This window comes from Streptomyces sp. NPDC001816 (assembly GCF_042892235.1).
Taxonomy (GTDB): Bacteria; Actinomycetota; Actinomycetes; order Streptomycetales; family Streptomycetaceae; genus Streptomyces.
On the sequence record NZ_JBIATY010000001.1, the window covers coordinates 509721 to 528139 of the forward strand.

Annotated in this window: 15 protein-coding genes; 5 read left to right on the forward strand and 10 right to left on the reverse strand. The window is 69.6% G+C overall.

Annotation, left to right across the window (positions count from 1 at the left end):
• Positions 1–13 precede the first annotated feature (13 nt).
• Entirely contained in the window at positions 14–205 is a 192-nt protein-coding gene (locus ACFYZZ_RS02305) for a DUF397 domain-containing protein (protein WP_389170397.1), read from the reverse strand.
• A complete protein-coding gene (locus tag ACFYZZ_RS02310) occupies positions 202–1047 on the reverse strand; it encodes a Scr1 family TA system antitoxin-like transcriptional regulator (protein WP_389170400.1) in 846 nt (281 codons plus the stop codon). Before ACFYZZ_RS02310 ends, ACFYZZ_RS02305 begins: the two co-directional genes overlap by 4 nt.
• A gap of 116 nt (positions 1048–1163) precedes the next feature.
• On the opposite strand from ACFYZZ_RS02310, the gene ACFYZZ_RS02315 reads away from it, so the two are divergent.
• Positions 1164–1562 carry an ATP-binding protein gene (locus tag ACFYZZ_RS02315; protein ID WP_389170403.1) on the forward strand — a complete coding sequence of 133 codons (399 nt, stop codon included), beginning with the start codon at positions 1164–1166 and terminating at the stop codon, positions 1560–1562.
• Here the strand turns inward: ACFYZZ_RS02315 and ACFYZZ_RS02320 are convergent.
• The 8 genes from ACFYZZ_RS02320 to ACFYZZ_RS02355 all read right to left on the reverse strand — a co-directional run bounded on the left by ACFYZZ_RS02320 (position 1555) and on the right by ACFYZZ_RS02355 (position 13861).
• Positions 1555–2874, reverse strand: a complete 1320-nt coding sequence (locus tag ACFYZZ_RS02320) for a jacalin-like lectin (protein WP_389171969.1) — start codon at positions 2872–2874, stop codon at positions 1555–1557. The genes ACFYZZ_RS02315 and ACFYZZ_RS02320 overlap by 8 nt on opposite strands.
• A gap of 155 nt (positions 2875–3029) precedes the next feature.
• Entirely contained in the window at positions 3030–5900 is a 2871-nt protein-coding gene (locus ACFYZZ_RS02325; protein WP_389170406.1) for a glycoside hydrolase family 2 TIM barrel-domain containing protein, read from the reverse strand.
• Positions 5901–5912: 12 nt separating this feature from the next.
• Entirely contained in the window at positions 5913–6779 is an 867-nt protein-coding gene (locus tag ACFYZZ_RS02330) for a carbohydrate ABC transporter permease (RefSeq protein WP_389170409.1), read from the reverse strand.
• A complete protein-coding gene (locus ACFYZZ_RS02335; protein ID WP_389170412.1) occupies positions 6776–7741 on the reverse strand; it encodes a carbohydrate ABC transporter permease in 966 nt (321 codons plus the stop codon). The genes ACFYZZ_RS02330 and ACFYZZ_RS02335 overlap by 4 nt, the downstream gene beginning before the upstream one ends.
• A 20-nt stretch (positions 7742–7761) precedes the next feature.
• Positions 7762–9024 (reverse strand): ABC transporter substrate-binding protein, encoded by a 1263-nt coding sequence (locus tag ACFYZZ_RS02340; RefSeq protein ID WP_389170415.1) that lies wholly within the window; start codon positions 9022–9024, stop codon positions 7762–7764.
• Positions 9025–9263: 239 nt separating this feature from the next.
• Entirely contained in the window at positions 9264–11105 is a 1842-nt protein-coding gene (locus tag ACFYZZ_RS02345) for a glycoside hydrolase (RefSeq protein ID WP_389170418.1), read from the reverse strand.
• 122 nt (positions 11106–11227) lie between these two features.
• Entirely contained in the window at positions 11228–12469 is a 1242-nt protein-coding gene (locus ACFYZZ_RS02350; RefSeq protein WP_389170420.1) for an ROK family transcriptional regulator, read from the reverse strand.
• Between the two features lie 138 nt (positions 12470–12607).
• Positions 12608–13861: an FAD-binding protein gene (locus ACFYZZ_RS02355; protein WP_389170423.1), complete on the reverse strand. Its 1254-nt coding sequence runs from the start codon at positions 13859–13861 to the stop codon at positions 12608–12610.
• Positions 13862–13969: 108 nt separating this feature from the next.
• Here ACFYZZ_RS02355 and ACFYZZ_RS02360 point away from each other — a divergent pair, with 108 nt between their 5' ends.
• The 4 genes from ACFYZZ_RS02360 (at position 13970) to ACFYZZ_RS02375 (ending at position 18249) form a co-directional block, all read left to right on the forward strand.
• Positions 13970–14977 (forward strand): hydroxyacid dehydrogenase, encoded by a 1008-nt coding sequence (locus ACFYZZ_RS02360; RefSeq protein WP_389170426.1) that lies wholly within the window; start codon positions 13970–13972, stop codon positions 14975–14977.
• Positions 14978–15032: 55 nt separating this feature from the next.
• A complete protein-coding gene (locus ACFYZZ_RS02365) occupies positions 15033–16094 on the forward strand; it encodes a LacI family DNA-binding transcriptional regulator (RefSeq protein WP_389170428.1) in 1062 nt (353 codons plus the stop codon).
• 103 nt (positions 16095–16197) lie between these two features.
• Positions 16198–16872 (forward strand): pyridoxamine 5'-phosphate oxidase family protein, encoded by a 675-nt coding sequence (locus tag ACFYZZ_RS02370; protein ID WP_389170431.1) that lies wholly within the window; start codon positions 16198–16200, stop codon positions 16870–16872.
• A gap of 57 nt (positions 16873–16929) precedes the next feature.
• Complete coding sequence (locus tag ACFYZZ_RS02375) at positions 16930–18249, forward strand: radical SAM protein (protein WP_389170434.1); 1320 nt, start codon at positions 16930–16932, stop codon at positions 18247–18249.
• The last annotated feature ends 170 nt before the right edge of the window (positions 18250–18419 follow it).

The window sequence follows — 18419 nt, forward strand, 5'->3', positions numbered from 1 at the left end:
AAAGGCTCCGACCTCACCCGCGGTCGCGGGCGGCGAACGCCACGAACTCCGTCCAGGAGGCCGGGGCGAGGGCGAGCTGGGGGCCGGTGGTGTTCTTGGAGTCGCGGACGTGGATGATGGTGGGGGCGGTGGCCACTTCGATGCAGTCTCCGGAGCTGTCGCCGCTGTAGCTGCTCTTGAACCAGGCCAGTTCGGTGGTGCTCATAGCGCTCCTCGCATCCGCTCCAGCAGGCTCCGGGTGTCCTCCGGGGTCAGAGCCTGTGAGCGAAGTTTCGCATACCGCATGTGGAGCACACTGATCGTGTTCGGCTTGACGATGAACTGGCCGTTTTCCTGCCCCTCGGAGTAGGCGAACCACTCGTTCTCGGGGGTCTCCAGTAGCTGGACGGGGCCGTTAAGCCCGGCGTGGAACCCGCGGGACATTGGCATCACCTGGAACTCCACGTTGCGGGGTTCCGTCGCCTCCAGGATGTACTCGATCTGCTCCCGCATGACGTCCGCGCCGCCGGTGAGCCGCCTGAGTACGTGCTCCTCGACGATGAAACTGAACAACGTGTTGGGCCGGTCCTTGAGCAGCGACTGGCGCTCCAGTCGGGCCGACACCTGGGCCTCGATCTCCGAGTCGCCGAACATCGGGATTCGCTCACTGAACAGCGTCCGCGCGTACGCCTCCGTCTGCAGCAGCCCCGGAACGAACCGGTTCTCCCACGTGTACAGACTGATCGCCTGCTCCTCCAGCTCCGCCCACTGCCGGAACCACGAGGCCAGCCCCTTCTCCCTGGTCGCGTGCTTGTACACCTCCCTCAACACGCCGAATGCGTCCAGGACTTTCTCCGCCCGCTCCACGAACGCCCGGGGCGGAAACCGCCGCCCCTGCTCGATGGAAGCGATGGTCGCCGGCTGGTACCCGACCAGCGGCGCGTACTGCTCCTGCGTGTAACCCGCCCGCTTGCGAAAGGCCTTGTGCGCCGCGCCGAACGCCTTCAGGCTGTCGGACGGTTCGGGCTCGTTGGTGGTCTGCGCGATGCTCATGGTGCTGTCGGTCATGTCGACCAAGGGTCACGGAACGTCACGGCGACTGTCCAGAGCGTGAACTCGTACAGTGCGCAGCGTACGAGTTCTGTCGCTGGTCGACTCCCCTGCCCGGCGGGACGGTTTGGGGCATGCAACGTACGTTCACCCAGCTCTTCAGCGCGACACCGCACGGCGCCCGGCAGGCGCGGCAACTGGTGGCGAACCGGATGAATGTATGGGGGTTCGCACACGGAAGCGAGGTGAGCGACACCGTCACCCTCATCGCCGCCGAACTCGCCGCGAACGCCGTACGACACGGTCGGGTCCGGGGGCGCGGCTTCCGCGTACGGCTGTTGCTGGACGGGGAGGTCGTGCGCGTGGAGGTGCTGGATGCGCGCGTGGAACGGCTCCCCATGCGGGCGCAGGGGGAGCCGGACGAGGGCGGGCGCGGGCTGCTGATGGTCGAGGCGCTGGCGGAGAAGTGGGGTGTGGAACTCCGCCCGGACGGCGTGTACAAGGCGGTCTGGGCGGACGTCCCGCTCAGCTGATCGGTGCGTACAGCACTCCCAGCTTGTCGATCTCGTCGCCGGAGCGGCCGGTGAAGCCGACGATCTGCCAGCCGGACGGCGCGGTGAAGGTGGCGGTGTCCGTGGTGGCCGTACCGGCGGAGAGGGTGTGGCCCTTGTCGGTGCCGAAGGTGGCCGAGAAGATCCGGGTGCGGCCGTCCTTCTGGCCCTCCGTCAGTTTCACCGAGGTGAGGTGCTCGCCGGAGGCCAGGGTCAGGGAGGTCGCCGTACCGCCCGTACCGCCGTGGCCGAGGACCGTGCCGCCGTCGTGGGTGAGGGAGACCGCGTCCAGGCGGGCGGCGCCGCGCAGGGTCAGCGTGCGCGGGGCGAGGGCGGCCGGGAGGTCGTCGGCGTCGTTGAAGGCCGTGCCGTGCGGACCGCCGAAGAAGTCGCTCGCGCGGAGCTTGGGGTTGAGGGTGTAGGAGAAGTCGACGGTGTGCGGGAAGTGGTCGGAGAGGTTGCCGCCGGACGAGTCCAGGAACTTCGCCCACTCGTCGTTGTAGCGGGTGGCCGTCAGGTTCACCAGGTTGCTGCCGCGGTAGAGGACCTTGTCGACCACCTCGCAGTCGTTCGACGGAGCCGACGTCGGGCACAGCAGCGGGTCGGCGCCCTGCGTGGGTGCCGTACCGCTCGACACCTGCTGCACCCACGCGTCGGTCAGGCCGTTGTCGTCGACGAGTGTGCGGATGTTGTCGCCGGCGCGGGTGTAGCGGGTGTTGGTGTCGCCCATGACGATCACCGCGTTGCCCGCCGAGTTGGCCTTGATGAACGCCGACACCTGGGCGATGTTGGCGCGGCGGGCGGCGAGGGCGTCGTCGGTGTCGTCGGCGTTGGGGTGCAGGTTGTACAGGTCGACGAAGACACCCTCGGCCAGACGCACCCGGGCCAGCGTGAAGCCCTTCGGGGTCAGGCAGTTGGTGCCGGTGCAGTCGTTCCACTTGACCCGCTCGAAGTCCTCGAACGGGTACTTCGAGAGGGTGTTGAGGCCGTCTCCGATGCCGGCGCCGCCGCTGGTGGCCGTGCGGTACGGGTGGTTGTCGCCCGCGTACAGCGCCGCGTGGTAGTTGAAGTCCTCCTGGACGTTCACGATGTCGTAACCCGCCAACCGCGGTGAGATCAGCGGGGTGTTGGTGTCCGGATGGCTGGAGCTGAGGCCCTCCGGGAGGCCGGCCACGTTGTACGTGAGCACGTTGAACGTGCCGGTGGTGGTCGCGGCCTGGGCGGTGCCGGTGGAGGCGGTGAGTCCGGCGAAGGTCAGGGCGCCGGCCGCGAGGGCGGTGAGGAGTCGTCTCATGGGTCGCATGGAGAACATGTTCATGCCAAGTCCAGCCAAGATGTTGGATTTTGAAGGATAGTTGGGAAAACTGTTCAACATTAATGTGTGACGCACCCGTGGCCGGCCGGGCGAACAGGCGCCGTCCGGCCACGGGTGCGTCGGGACCCTGTCGGTCAACCGGTCTTCGAGGAGGGCGTCTCGGAGAGGACGAACGAGAACTCCGCGGGCTCGGCAAGCAGGTAGTACTGGGGCAGTGGGCCGGGGCCGCAGGACTGGGAGCCGAGGCCGTGCTGGCCGTGGTCGAGGTTGACCCACACAGCACTGCCGGGGGTGAGGTCGGTGCGGTGGGCCGCCGCGTCCAGCTGCTCCGTGGTCCAGCGGCGGGCGGTGAAGTAGAACTCCGGGTCGCCCTCTACGCGCAGGCCGCCGATCTCCGCCCAGCGGACGTCGGCCCGCGCGCCGTTCTCCTGCGGACGGACGTACGGCGTCTGCAGGTCGTCCACGGTCGACTCCCAGCGGCCGACCGCGGACGCCGTCCTGCCGTCCGGGTACGCCTCACCGGGGCCGCCGCCGTACCACCGCACACGGTCGGCCGCGGACAGTCCGAAGCGGATGCCGAGCCGGGGCAGCGGCACCGTCCAGTCGCCCTCCGGTGTCACGGACACGGTCAGCCGCAGACGGGTTCCGTCCGACGTCCAGCGGTACACGGTCGACAGCCCGATCTCCCGGGCCGCGGGCGCCACCCTGGTGCGGACCGTCAGCGCGTCGTCGCCCAGCTCCACCGCGTCGAGGCGGTGCCGCATACGGTGCAGGCCGAGACTGCGCCACAGCAGACCGTGGCGGATGCCCGTCTGCCAGGCCGCGCCGTCGTCGTTGTCGGTCGTCGCCCGCCACACGTCCAGGCGCAGCCCGGTGACGGCCACCCCGCCGACGGTGCGCAGCGCGCCGGTGCGGGCTTCGAAGGAGGCCGGGCCGAGGGTGATCAGGCCGTCCCCGAGCACCGGACCGTCGGTCGCCGCGACCGCCGGTGCCTGGCGCGCGGACACGGCGAACTGCCCCCAGGCGACGACATGGTCCCGGGGCGCCCAGGGGGTGTCGGCGGCGAGCACCGCCCGTACCGTCCAGTGAGCCTCGCCCGCGGGCGCGCCGGCCGGCGGCTCGGGCAGCTTCACCTCGGCCGACTCGCCGGGCGCCAGCGCGGGCACCGTCAGCGCGCCGGAGTCGACCGTCTCGCCCTCCACCTGGTACGACCACGTGAACGCCAGCGCGGACAGGTCGGCGAAGTCGTACTTGTTGGTGACGCGGACGGTGCCGCCGCTGCCGTCGCCCTCGACGGCGACCGGCTCGATCACCTTCTTGAACTCGACCAGGCCGGGTGAGGGCTGCCGGTCCGGGAACAGCAGGCCGTCGCAGACGAAGTTGCCGTCGTGCAGCTCTTCGCCGAAGTCGCCGCCGTACGCGTAGCCGTACCGCTCGTCCTTGATGCCGTGGTCGATCCACTCCCAGACGAAGCCGCCCTGGAGCCGGTCGTACGACTCGAAGAGCCGCTGGTAGTCGGCGAGTCCGCCGGGGCCGTTGCCCATGGCGTGCGCGTACTCGCAGAGGATGAAGGGGAGTTCACGGCGCTCGTGGGTGCCGCCGTCGAGACCGCGGCCGATCTGCTCGACCTCGGCGTGGTCGGCGTACATCCGCGAGTACATGTCCGTGTCACGGCAGTTGATGTCGCCCTCGTAGTGCACGAGGCGCGAGGAGTCCCGGCCGTGGATCCACTCGGCCATGGCGGTCAGGCCGCGGCCGGTGCCGGCCTCGTTGCCGAGGGACCAGATGAGGACCGAGGGGTGGTTCTTGTCCCGCTCGACCATGCGGGCGGCGCGGTCGAGCAGCGCCGGGGTCCAGCGGTCGTCGTCGACGGGGTTGTCCCGCCAGGACTGCTCGGTGAAGCCGTGGGTCTCCAGGTCGCACTCGTCGATCACCCACAGGCCCAGCTCGTCGCACAGGTCGAGGAAGGCGGGGTGCGGCGGGTAGTGGGAGGTGCGGACGGCGTTGATGTTGTGCCGCTTCATCAGCAGCACGTCCTCCCGCATGGTCTCCAGGTCGAGCGCGCGCCCCTTCTCCGGGTGCCACTCGTGCCGGTTGACGCCCTTGAAGAGCACTGCCCTGCCGTTGACCTTGATCAGGCCGTCCGACAGTTCCACCGTGCGGAAGCCGATGCGCAGTGGCACCCGCTCGCCCTCGGTGGCCAGCACGCCGTCGTACAGCTGGGGACGCTCCGCCGTCCACGGTTCGACCGGCACCGTCACCGGCTCGCCGGTCGCGGTGTCGATGCCGAGGCCGGGGACGGTCACCCGGCCGTCCACGTCGGAGTCGACCCGCAGCGTGCCGGTGCCGGTCACATGGTCGTAGGAGGCGTGCACGAAGAAGTCGAGGGCGCTGCCGGCCGGGCGGTGCAGCAGCGTGACATCACGGAAGATGCCGGGCAGCCACCACTGGTCCTGGTCCTCCAGGTAGGAGCCGGCCGACCACTGGTGGACGCGGACCGCCAGGACGTTTCCCTCCGCCTTCAGCAGATGGCCGACCGCGAACTCGTGCGGCAGCCGGGAGCCCTTGAACTCGCCGATGTCCGTGCCGTTCAGCCAGATCCGGGCACAGGACTCCACACCGTCGAAGCGCAGGACGGCACCGCCGTCGGCCGGCCAGTGGGCCGGCAGGTCGAAGACGCGTAGATGGTCGCCGGTCGGGTTCTCGGTCGGGACGTGGGGCGGGTCGACCGGGAACGGGTAGAGGTGGTTGGTGTAGATGGGGGAGCCGTGCCCCTGGAGGACCCAGTGGCCGGGGACCGACACCTCCGCCCAGCCACCGGCGTCGTACCCGTCCTGCGCGAAGGAGTCGTCCTCGGCGTCGGCCGTGTCCGACAGTCTGAAGCGCCAGCTGCCGTTCAGCGAGAGGGACGTGGCGTCCGAGGACGCGTACCAGGCCCGGGGCGGCAGCGCCCCGGATCCCGGCGAGACGTCCTCGACGTACTTGGTGGTGGTGCGGAAGGACATCGGTCTCCTAGCTCAGCCCTTGATGCCGGTCTGCGCGATTCCCTGGACCAGCCAGCGCTGGAGGAAGAGGAAGACGAACAGCAGGGGCAGGATGGAAATGGCGGTCGCCATGAAGATCAGGTGGTAGTTGACGGTCTGGTTGGTCATGTACGACGACAGCGCGACCTGGACCGTCCAGGCGCTCGGGTCCTGGCCGATGACCAGCGGCCACAGGAACGAGTTCCAGCCGTTGATGAAGGTGATCGTGGCGATCGCGGCGAAGAAGTTCAGCGAGTTCGGCACCACGACACGCCAGTAGGCGCCCCAGTAGCCGAGCCCGTCCACGCGCGCCGCCTCCTCCAGCTCCTTCGGGAACCCGAGGAAGTACTGCCGGAACAGGAAGCAGGTGAAACCGCTGAAGAGACCCGGGATGATGAGGCCGCGGTAGCTGTCGACCCAGCCGAGGGACGACACGAGGACGAAGCTCGGGACGAAGGTGACGGCCGTGGGGACCATGAGGGTCACCAGGACGCCGTAGAAGATCTTGTTGGCGTGCCGGTAGGGGATGCGGGCCAGGGCGTAGCCCGCGAGGGAGCACACGAGCAGCGTGCCGACCGTGTGCAGAATGCCGACGAACAGCGAGTTCCACATCGACTGGCCGAAGTCGACCGTGGGGTCGTCGAACGGCTCGGTGATGTTGCCCCACTGGAGGTGGGTGGGGAAGAACTTCCAGTTCTCGCCGGTGATCTCCGGGTCCGTGGACAGGGCGTTGCGGACCAGCAGGTAGAAGGGGACGAGGAAGAGGAGCGCGGCGACGCCGGTGGCGATGTAGAGGCCGGTGGAGCTCATCACGCCGCCGCGTCGGGCGCGCTTGCGGGTCCCGGGCACGGTGGTGGTCACCTGGACTCGTCACCCCTTCCGAATCCCATGATCCTGCCCTGGAACAGGGTGACGACGCAGATCAGCACGGTCAGCACCATGGCGCCGGCGCTGCCCTTGCCGTAGTTCTGGTCCTGGCCGAGGGCGGTGTAGTACAGGTCGACGAGCGGCGGGCGGCCCCAGGTCGTCTTGGACAGCAGGTTGAAGAACTCGTCGAAGGCCTGGTAGGCGGCGACGAGCAGCAGCAGGATCACGGCCGTGGACGTGGCTCGCAGCTGCGGCAGCGTGATGTACCGGAAGGTCTGCCAGCCGGGCCTCGCGCCGTCGATGGCCGCGGCCTCGTACAGCTCCTGCGGGATGTTCTGCAGCGCGGCCAGGAACAGGATCATGTAGAAGCCGGACTGCAGCCACAGCCGGGCGGTGACGATGACCAGCCAGTACCAGGGCGGGTCGGGGTTGGCGAGCCAGGCGACGTTGTCGACGCCGAACCAGCCGAGGACGGTGTTCGCCAGGCCGAAGCGCACACCGTTGAAGAGGGACATCTTCCAGATCAGCGAGGCCGCGACATAGCTGCACGCCGTCGGCAGGAAGAACACCGACCGGTAGAACGCCCGCATGAACCTCAGGCGGTTCACCAGCAGGGCGAGGCCCAGGGAGACCGCCCAGGTGGTGGGCACGATGAACGCGGCGAAGACGGTGAAGGTGACCAGCGAGCCGGTGAACTGGCTGTCCGAGAAGATGTCCCGGTAGTTGTCCAGGCCGACGAAGTCGCTGGGCGTGACGGTGAAGCGGGCCTCGAAGAAGCTGAGGTAGAGGCTCCAGAGGATGGGGATGTAGACGAAGACGATCAGCCCGAGCAGGAACGGGCTGGTGAAGAGCCAGAAGTTGAAGGTGCGGCCGGCGCGCAGCCCCCGCCGCGGCCGGGGCTTGGTGACCTCGGCCGGGGCGGGGCTCGCGAGGCCGCGCGTGGTGGTCGTCGACATGTCGTGGTCCGCCCGGCGGCCTATCCGAACAGCTTCTTCAGTTCGGCGTTCACCGTCTTGTCGCACGTGTCGAGCGCGGCCTCCGGGTCACCGCCCTTGCGGACGCAGTCGGCGAAGACGTTCTCCGTGGCGGTGATCATCGCCTGGGTCCAGCCGATGTTGTCGAAGTGCCCGTACTCGTCGAAGAGCTTCACACCCTCGGCCGGCAGGCCCGACTTCAGCTTGCTCGCCGACTGCGCGAGGGAGGCGCGCGGCGGGATGTGGAAGCCGTACGAGGTCGCCCAGTCCTCCTGGTACTTCTTCTGGTCGATCCACAGCCACTTCACGTACTCCTTGGCCGCCTCGACGTTCTTGCCCTTGGCGTTGACGAACATCGACCAGCCGCCGTTGTAGACGGACGGCTTGCCCGCGTCGGTGACCTTCGGGAACGGCATGACGCCGAGGTCGTCGCCGAGGGTCTGCTGGAACTGCGGCATGGCCCACATGCCGCAGAACTGGATGGCGCACAGGCCCTGGTTGAGCGCGGACGGGTCCCAGAAGTCGGCCGGGGCGTCGAGCAGCAGGTGGCCGCTGGTGAAGAGCCCCCGCATCTTCTTCAGACCCTCGACCACGCCGTCCGTGTGGTAGGCGATCTGGTTCTTGTCGTCGAGGGTGTCCGCGCCGGCCGACCAGATCAGCGGGTTGATCACCGCGTGCAGGTCGTTGCCGAGGAAGAGGCCCTTGACCTTGCTCGTGGTGAGCTTGGCGGCCGCTTCGATCAGCTCGTCCAGGGTGGTGGGCGGCTGGATGCCCGCCTTCTCCAGCAGGGACTTGCGGTAGAAGAAGAACTGCGGGTCGTCGATCATCCGGACGCCGTAGATCTTGCCGTCGACGGTGTGCGACTTGATGTCGGCCTGGTTGAAGTCGTCCTTGACCGGGTCGATGAGGTCGGTCAGGTCCGCCACCTGCCCGCTCTTGACGAGCTGGATCTGCGGGTGGAACTCGAACAGGTCCGGCGCCTGGTCGGTGAGCAGCGACGCGAACAGCTTGCTCTCGAAGTTCGAGCCGGTGATCCACTGCGTGGTCACGTCGGCCTTCGAGTACGCCTTGGCATAGCGCTTGATGGCCTGCTCGGTGCCGGCCTCGCCGTACGCGTGGAAGTACTGGACGAGGTTCTTGCCCGAACCGGAACCGCCGCCACGGCCGTTGTTGCCGCCGCACGCGGCGAGCGTGCCGGCGGCGGCCAGGCCCGCTGCGGCCCGGAATATCGATCGGCGGTCCCAGTTGCTGCTCAGTGCCGACATGCTGACGTCCTTGTCTGTCGAGTGCTGCCGCGGCTCTGCACCTGAAAGCCAGTTGGCTCGAATTGCCTTGCGGTGCGGGGACGTTAACCTTCGGCTAATGCTTCGGCAAGGGGTTGGACGAAGTCTGTTCGAAGCGTTGTGTCCGGTTCGGAATTCCGAACAGGGCTTCGGGGAAAGGGAGATGAGGGCCGCCGGGTTCAGGGATGTGGCCGGCGGCCCTCGGTCATGGGTGGCGCGGACTACTGCCTGGTCCAGGCCTCGTTGGTGCCGCCGTTGCAGCTGTAGAGGATCACCTTGCTGCCGTCGGCGGTCGCCTGCCCGCTGACGTCCAGACACTTGCCCGAGGCCTCGTTGACGATCTGGCCGTTGGAGTTCAGCAGCCAGCGCTGCGTTCCGTCACCGGTCGCGGCGGACGATGTCAGACCCGAACCCCCGGCCGTCAGATAGCCGTTGGCACCCTTGAGCGTGCCGTCCGCGTCGTACGACCACGACTGCCCGGCCGAGCCCGTGCAGGTGGCGAGCGCCGCACCCGTGGCGTCGGCGGTCAGGCACTTGCTCGACTGCTTGCCCACCAGCGCCCCGGTCAGCGCCGAACTGCCGTGACCCCGCTGGTCGAAGACGTACGTCGTGATCGAGCGGGCCGCGAGCGTCGCCGTGGCCGTACCGCCGCCGACGGCCGGCCTCGCGACCTTGGCCCAGTTCTCGTCGGCCGAGGTGCGCACGGCCTGGGTGGCCCGGACCGGCGTCGCGCTGTTGAAGTGAAGGTTCAGGGGGGTGGCTGTGGTGTTGTGGTTGTTCACCACGACGACCCACTGTCCGTCCCGGTCGTAGGCCGACACCTCCACGCCGTCCGGCGCCCCGGTCACGTTGTGCGCGACCGAGCCCGGCTGCACGAACTTGCTGTACTGGCCCAGCGCGTAGTAGCGCTTGGTGAAGTACAGGCTCTGGTTGCCGTTCGTGGCGTAGTTCGGGTCGTAGTAGATCAGGCCGTCGTTCCAGCCGTGGTCGTTCTTCGCCAGCGGGTCGCTGCCGGTCATCTCCGACAGGGCCACCCACCACTGGAACGCCGAGTCATGGGCGGTCGCGAAGTCCTTGTAGATGATCCGCGACAGGTTCAGCCCGCCGTCGATCGTCGGGTCGTACTCCTGCGCCCAGCCCGTACCGCCCTTGCCGAAGCAGCAGATCTCCGTCGACCAGGACTGCTTTCCGGCCGCCTTGGAGGTCTCGTAGACCTTCGCCCGGTCCGCGTCCGACGGGTTGTCGTACGTGTGGTGGGCCAGCTTGGACACGTACTGGGCGGTGTCCGGCTGCGAGATCCACTGCGGCAGCTCGGAGTTGAACTGAGTCGTCTTGCTGGACTCGTCCGCGATGATGCCGGTCTTCTGGTGGCGTGCCCGCTGCTCGGCGCCCAGTGCGCGCACGATGTCGTCGCGCTGGTCGACCGGCACCGGCATGCCCTCCTGACCGCAGTCGGCGAAGCTGTTGTCCGGCTCGTTGAAGGGGCTGATGTAGTCGAGCCGGACGCCCTGCCGGGCGAAGTGGTCCGTGACGTCGGCTATGTACTTGGCGAAGTCCTGCTCGTTCTCGGCCTTGAGATAGCCGCCGCAGCTCTTGCCGTTCGTCTTCCAGGCGGCGGGGGCGCTGTTGACGAACCCGATCAGGTCCTTCACGCCGTACTTGGCGGCCGCGTACAGGAAGTACCGGCCCGCCTTGTCCTTGCTCCAGTCGTAACCGCCGTCGGAGTTCAGGAAGTCCTCGGGGGCACGCGGCGCGTATGTCACGCCGGTGCCGCCTCCGCCGATGTTGTAGCGGTACGCGCTCAGGTCCAGGCCCTGCCGCGAGAACAGCAGCTCGGCGACGCGGGCCTGGACCTTGGGGTCGAAGTTCTTGAGGTCGTTGACCCACCAGGCGCCCGAGGCGCCGAAGTCGTCGATGGTCTGGGCGGCGTGGGGGGAGACCTCGGCGGGGGCGGGTTCGGCGGCGTTCGCGGCCGGGGAGGTGAGGAGCGCTCCGGAGACAACCAGCGCGGCCGCGGCTGTCAGCAGGACGGATCTCCTGGTGCGGGGGTGAGACACGTGCATCCCTTCCGTCGTCATGAAGGCGGTGCGGTACGGCTCCTTGCGGGTGCGGTGGTGCGCTTCGTGCCGGTCGTGTTGATTCCTTTGCGGGGCGCCTCAAGCCGGTGTCGAGGGCGCGACCGTGCTCAGCCCTTCGGGCCTCCGCGCGCTCGCGCCCTCGACACCGGCGCGCCCCGCTGCCCTACGGACTGCAGCGCCCCCTCCAGCGCGAACGTGGCCGCGCCCAGGGACACCGGGTCGGTGGGGATCGGGGAGAGGACGATCTCGGTGGCGGCCAGCGGCCGCCGCAGCGCGTGCCGGGCGACGGCCGCGCGTACCTCGCCGAGCAGCGGCTCGCCCAGCCGGGACGCCACCCAGCTGCTGAGCACGACCACTTCGGGGTTGAGGAGGTTGATCAGGTCGGAGATCCCGGCGCCCAGGTAACGGGCGGTGTCCCGGACCACCTTGAGCGCCACCGGGTCGTCCGCGGCGACCGCCCGGGCCAGCGCGTCGATGGTGGCCGTCTGGTCCTCGGGGTGCAACAGCGTGGACTGCGGGCTGAGTTCGCGCAGGTTCTGCATGATGCCGGGCGCGCCGACGTACGTCTCCACGCAGCCGTGGTTGCCGCAGTGGCACAGCCGCCCGTCCAGCACGAGTGTGGTGTGTCCCCACTCGCCGGCACTGTTGCTCACGCCCCGGTGCAGCCCGCCGCCGAGCGCCAGGCCGGCGCCGACCCCCGTGCCGAGATTGACCACCACGGCGTCCCCGCGGCCCCGCGCGGCCCCGAACCACAGCTCGGCCACCGCACAGGCGGGCAGCGGGTTGTCCAGATACAGGGGATAGGCGATGTGTTCGGCGAGCAGGTCGAGCAACGGGACGTCGTGCCAGTTCCAGTTGGGCGCGTACTCGGCGATGCCGGTGTCCCGGTCCACCTGGCCCGGCACGCTCACCCCGACGCCGAGCACCCGGGCCGCCTCGACCCCGGCCTGGGCGACCACCGAACCGACGGCGGCGGCGACATGGCCGACCACCTGCTCGGGACGGCTCTCGCCGGGCCGCATGTCCTCGTCGGCGCGGGCCAGCACGTTCAGCGCCAGGTCGAACAGCTCGACATGGACGTAGGTCTCCGCGATGTCGACGCCGATCAACGCGCCCCCCGACGCGTTGACGGCGACCAGGCCCCGGGGGCGGCCACCGGCGGAGTCCTCGAAACCGACCTCGGTGATCATGCGCAGGTCCAGCAGTTCGCCGACGAGGGTGGCGACCGTGGCGAGGCTCAGTCCGGTGGCCGCGGCCAGTTCCTGCCGGGAGGTGGGAGACTCGGCGATGATCTGGCGCAGCACCTCGTAGCGGTTCGCGGTGCGGATGTCACGTGATGTGCGCTTCACGGAGCTGCCCCTCCCATCCCGTCGGACCGGGCCGGGGCGAGGTCGGCACCGGCGCGGCGTCAGGCTATGGGCTGGGAGGGGCTTTCGACAAGGGGTTAGGAAAGGGGGTGGAGAAAGTCCGGCGTCCGTGGTTGTCCGTCAGTCTGCCAGGACGTCCCGGACGAAGGCGTTGGTGAACTTGCCCGTGGGGTCCAGGGCTTGGGCCAGGGTGCGGAAGTCGGCGAGGTGTTCATACCGTCGGCCGACGACGGTCGCCGGCAGGGTGAAGACCTTCCCCCAGTGCGGGCGCGGGTCGAAGGGGTCCAGCACCGCCTCCAGCCGGCGGACCACCGGCAGCACGGCCGCCGTGTCCTCGACCCAGGTGAAGTGCAGGGCCACCGAGTCGCGGCCGTGGGCCGGGCTGAGCCACTGCGGGTCGGCGGCGACCGTACGCACCTCGCAGGTCTGCAGGACAGCGGCGACCGTCGACCGCATGCCGTCGATCGCGGCCAGCGCGTCGACGGCGGCCGATCGCGGCAGCAGATACTCCGACTGCAGCTCGTCACCGCTGCTCGGTGTGAACTCCGCCCGGAAGTGTGGCAGCCGCTCGTGCCACGGCCCCGGCACCCCGAACTGCTCGGTGCAGTTGCCCGTGGGCATGCCCGGTACCGGATGCATCGCCTCGGTCGCGGGCGCGGCCCACGGGAAGTCCACCGGTGCCTGATCGGTGCGGCGCTTGGCCCACACCTGCCTGAAGCCCGGCTCCCGCCAGTCGGTGAACAGACTCACGCTGTACGCCGCCCCCGCCACTGCCCCGAAGTCCAGTGCCGCCAGCGGCAGTTCGGTGAACACGTACTGCTCCACCTCGTACGACGGCTCCAGGTCGAGCGTGAGCGCGGTGACCACACCGAGCGCGCCGAGGGAGGTCACGGCACCGTCGAAGCGGGCGTCCCCCCGCGCGATCGACACCGACGAGCCATCCGCGGTCACCAGCTCCACCTCCCGCACCGCCGCCGCGAGCGGTCCGTTGCCCACGCCCGAGCCATGGGTGCCGGTCGCCACTGAGCCGGCCACCGAAATGTGCGGCAGGGAGGCCATGTTGGGCAGCGCGAGGCCGTGGGCGTGGACCGCGCGGGCCAGCTCGGCGTACCGGACGCCGCCCGAGACCCGTACCGTACGGGCCCCGGTGTCCACGTCGATCACCGGTGGCAGGTCGGCGATCGACAGCAGAACGCCGTCGGCGCCCGGGTCGGCGATCTCGTTGAAGGAGTGGCCGCTGCCCAGCACACGCACCTTCGGGCTCCCGGCCACCAGGGTCCGGAGCGCGTCGAGCGAGCGCGGGCGGCGGAACTCCTTCGCCGTATAGGTGATGTTGCGCGCCCAGTTGGTCACCGTGCCGGCCGTTCCCGTCATCCTGTCGTCCCTCCGGGTGAGTGCGTGTCCATTGACCCTCTCATTCGCGGCGACCTACCGTAGAGACCGGTTGCTATCCGTGCGTCACCGAGCCGGAAGGTCACTTCCTTGCCCGAGCGTCCCCAGGCACTGTTCGCCATGACCGCCCAGAACGTGCCGCACATCTTTCCGCCGGAGGTGCTCGCGCGGCTGCGTGCCTGCGTAGAAATCGATCCCACTCTGGTGGCGCACGACTTCACCGAGCCACGGGTCCGGGAGGCCCTCGCCCGCACCGAGGTCCTCGTCACCGGCTGGGGCTGCCCCCGCCTGGACGCGGCCGCCCTGGACGCCGCCCCCAAGCTGCGAGCCGTGCTGCACGCGGCCGGCTCGGTCCAGGGGTTCACCACCCCCGAGGTCTGGCAGCGCGACATCGTCGTCTCCTCGGCTGCCGCCGCCAACGCGCTGCCCGTCGCCGAGTACACCCTCGCGATGATCCTGCTCGCCGGGAAGGACGTCTTCGCCTTCCGGGACCTGCTGCGCGCACGCCGCACCTTCCCCTACGGCGACGTCGTCCCCGGCATCGGCAACCACGGCCGCCGGGTGGGCGTCGTCGGCGCCTCGCGCATCGGCCGCCGCCTCATCGAACTCCTCCGGCCCTACGACCTCCACGTCAGCCTCGCCGACCCGTACGTGGACGCGGCCGAGGCCGCGCGGCTCGGCGTACCCCTGCTGCCCCTCGACGACCTGCTGCGCACCTCGGACATCGTCACCCTGCACGCCCCGCAGACCCCCGAGACCCGGCACCTCGTCGGCCCCCGCGAACTGGCCCTGATGCCCACCGGATCGGTGCTGATCAACACCGCGCGCGGCGCCCTCGTCGACCACGACGCCCTGATCGGGGAACTGCGCACCGGACGCCTGAACGCCGTCCTCGACGTCACCGACCCCGAGCCGCTGCCCGCCGACTCGCCCCTCTTCGACCTGCCCAACGCCTTCGTCACCCCGCATCTCGCGGGCTCCCAGGGCAACGAACTGGCCCGGCTCGGCCTGACCGTGGTGGAGGAGGCCGAACGACTGCTGTCCGGGGGCGAGTTGGCCTACGCCATCGACCACACCGCGCTGGAGAGGGCGGCGTGACGGGGCGCCCGCCTCGTAAGGTGACCTGAAGACGCGAGGAAGGGGGGGCCGAGCGGTGGTCAAGCGGACACAGCCCGCACCGAACGGGGACGCCTCGACCGTGCGGGACGTCGCCGCGCTGGCCGGGGTGTCCGCGTCGACCGTCTCGCGGGTGCTGGGCGGCACCTACCCGGTGGCCGCGGCGACCCGCGCCAAGGTGCTCAAGGCGATGCGCGAGCTGGACTACGTGGTCAACGCGCACGCACGGGCGCTCGGCGGCGCGACCAACAACACGGTCGCCTTCGTGGTGGACGACGTCACCGGCCCCTTCTACGCGCACATCGCCCGCGGGGTGGAGGAGCAGGCCTCGGCGGAGGGCCGGCTGTGCATGCTGTGCACCACGCACGGCGACCCGAAGCGCATCCTCGCCGTCGTCGAGACCATGCGCGAGCAGCGCGCCGACGCGGTGATCGTGGTGGGCGGCGCCTGGGAGGACAAGGCCTACCAGGACCGCATGACCCACTTCGCCCACGCCCTGGACCGGGCCGGATCCCGGCTGGTCCTGGTCGGCCGCCCGCCGCTCGGCCCTGGAGTCCCCGCCACGGTCGTCGACTACGACAACGAGGGCGGCGCCTTCGCCCTCACCACCCACCTGCTCTCCGCCGGCCACCGCCGCATCGCCCACCTCGGCCGGGTCCCCGGCCTGTCCACCAGCGCCCAGCGGATCAGCGGCTTCACCCGGGCCCATGAACTCCTCGGCCTCACCCCCGACCCCCGGCTGATCGTCGACGGCACCTTCTCCCGCTCGTTCGGCTACCGGTCCACCCGCGAACTCCTCACCTCCGGACCGGAGTTCACCGCGATCTTCGCCGCCACCGACATGATCGCCACCGGCGTGATCCAGGCCCTGCGCGAGGCGGGCCGCCGTATCCCGGACGACGTGGCGGTGGCGGGCTACGACGACATCCCGGTCGCCCGCGACGTCCACCCCGCCCTCACCACGGTCCACGTCCCCCAGGAGGAACTGGGCCGCGCCGCGGTCCGCCTGGCCCTGCACCGCACGGAACTGCCCGACAGCCAGCATCTGGTGCTGGGGACGCATGTGGTGTTGCGGGACTCGACCCGTAGGAGTGACTGACCGTGGCGGCGGGAAGCTACGGATTTCGTTGTTTGCATCCCATCAAGTGATGGAATGGAAATATCTCTAGCCTCAGATATGCGATATCGGTAACGTGCGGTCCATGGCTTCGACACCGCTGCCTCCCCGGCTCCCCGAAACCGACCTCACCCGCCACCGCCGCCTCCGCGACCAGGGCAGCCTGGAGCGGGCTGAGCTGGAGGCGATTCTGGACGCTGGTTTCGTCTGTCATCTGGGTGTGGTGGTGGAGGGGCGGCCGCTGGTCGTGCCGACCGTGTACGGGCGGGACGAGCGGGAGCTGTATCTCCACGGGTCCGTGGCCAGTCGCAGCCTGGCCGGTGATCTCCCGGTCTGTGTGACCGTCACGCACATCGACGGGCTCGTGCTCGCCCGGTCCGTCTTCGAGCACGGGGTGAACTACCGCAGTGCCATGATCCACGGCACCGCCCGCAAGGTCACCGACCCCGAGGAGAAGCTGGAGGGGCTGCGCCGGCTCACCGAGCACGCGACGCCGGGGCAGTGGTCGTACGCCCGGCGGCCGAACCGGAAGGAACTCGCCGCCACCACCCTCCTCGCACTCTCCCTCGAAGAGGCCTCCGTCAAGATGCGGAGCGGCGCTCCTGACGACGGCGACGGGCCCGACGCGGAACTCGGTCTGTGGGCCGGGGTCCTGCCGCTCACCTCCGTCTGGGGCGAGCCCGTCGCGGACCCGGCGCTGCCGTCCGGCACCGCCGTACCGGGACACGTCGCGCGCCGAGCGGGGACCCGGCACGGCTGACCCGGAGGCAGGGGCATACGGTGAGGGGCGAACGCCTGAGCCGGGAGGAGATGACGGATGGGCAGTCGCACCGCGCTGGTCGAGGATCTGATGGAGAGGTTCCCGCATGTACCGCGGGAGGCCGTCTTCAAGGAGGACCTGCTTCGAGGTGGCGTCGCCTTCGACCCGTCCGCACTCAGTGACAACGAGGGCGGCGAGGTCAAGCCGAAGTCGTACTTCATCTTCTCCTTCGACCACGGCACCCTCCCCGAGCTGGGCGAGGCCGCGCTGCGCCGGCCCCCGGAGGAGATCATCCTCACCGGCGGCCCGTACGACCTGCGCCGCACGGTGGTCTCCGTACGAGTGAACCCGGCCTCGCCGTACCGGGTCGCCGCCGACGACGAGGGGCTGCTCGGGCTGTACCTGGACGGGAAGCGGATCGCCGACGTCGGTGTGCCGCCGATGCCCGAGTACTACCGGCACACCCTGTCCAACGGGAAGTCCGTCATGGAGGTCGCCCCGACCATCCAGTGGGGCTACCTGATCTACCTCACCGTCTTCCGGGTCTGCCAGTACTTCGGCGCCAAGGAGGAGTGCCAGTACTGCGACATCAACCACAACTGGCGCCAGCACAAGGCGGCCGGGCGGCCGTACACCGGGGTCAAGGACGTCGAGGAGGTGCTCGAAGCCCTTGAGATCATCGACCGGTACGACACCCAGAAGGCGTCCACCGCCTACACCCTCACCGGCGGTGCGATCACCAAGACGGTCGCCGGCCGGGACGAGGCCGACTTCTACGGGCAGTACGCCAAGGCCATCGAGGAGCGCTTCCCCGGGCGCTGGATCGGCAAGGTCGTGGCCCAGGCGCTGCCGCGCGACGACGTGCAGCGGTTCAAGGACTACGGCGTGCAGATCTACCACCCCAACTTCGAGGTGTGGGACCGCCGGCTGTTCGAGCTGTACTGCCCCGGCAAGGAGCGGTACGTCGGCCGGGACGAGTGGCACAAGCGGATCCTGGACTCGGCGGAGATCTTCGGCGCGCGCAACGTGATCCCCAACTTCGTGGCCGGTGTCGAGATGGCCGAGCCGTTCGGCTTCACGACGGTCGACGAGGCGATCGACTCCACCACCGAGGGCCTGCGCTTCTTCATGTCGCAGGGCATCACGCCCCGCTTCACCACCTGGTGCCCGGAGCCCACCACCCCGCTCGGCAAGGCCAACCCGCAGGGCGCGCCGCTGGAGTACCACATCCGGCTCCTGGAGGCCTACCGGGCCACCATGGACGAGTTCGGCCTCTCCTCGCCCCCCGGCTACGGCCCGCCCGGACCCGGCCGCGCGGTGTTCTCCGTCAGCTCCTTCATGGACAGCCTGCCCGCCGCCGAGCCGGCGGAGGTGTGATCCGCGCCGAAAAACCGTCGGGGCGGTGAGCAGAACGGCGCCCGCATCCGTATCAGAGGCCGGAGTTGTGGCCCTGCGCGGATGCGGTCACGTCACGCGACCTCCTCGTCACCGGATTTGAATACAGCGCTTGTCAGTTGTGGCGAAGACGTGAAAGGCTCCTGTCGCCG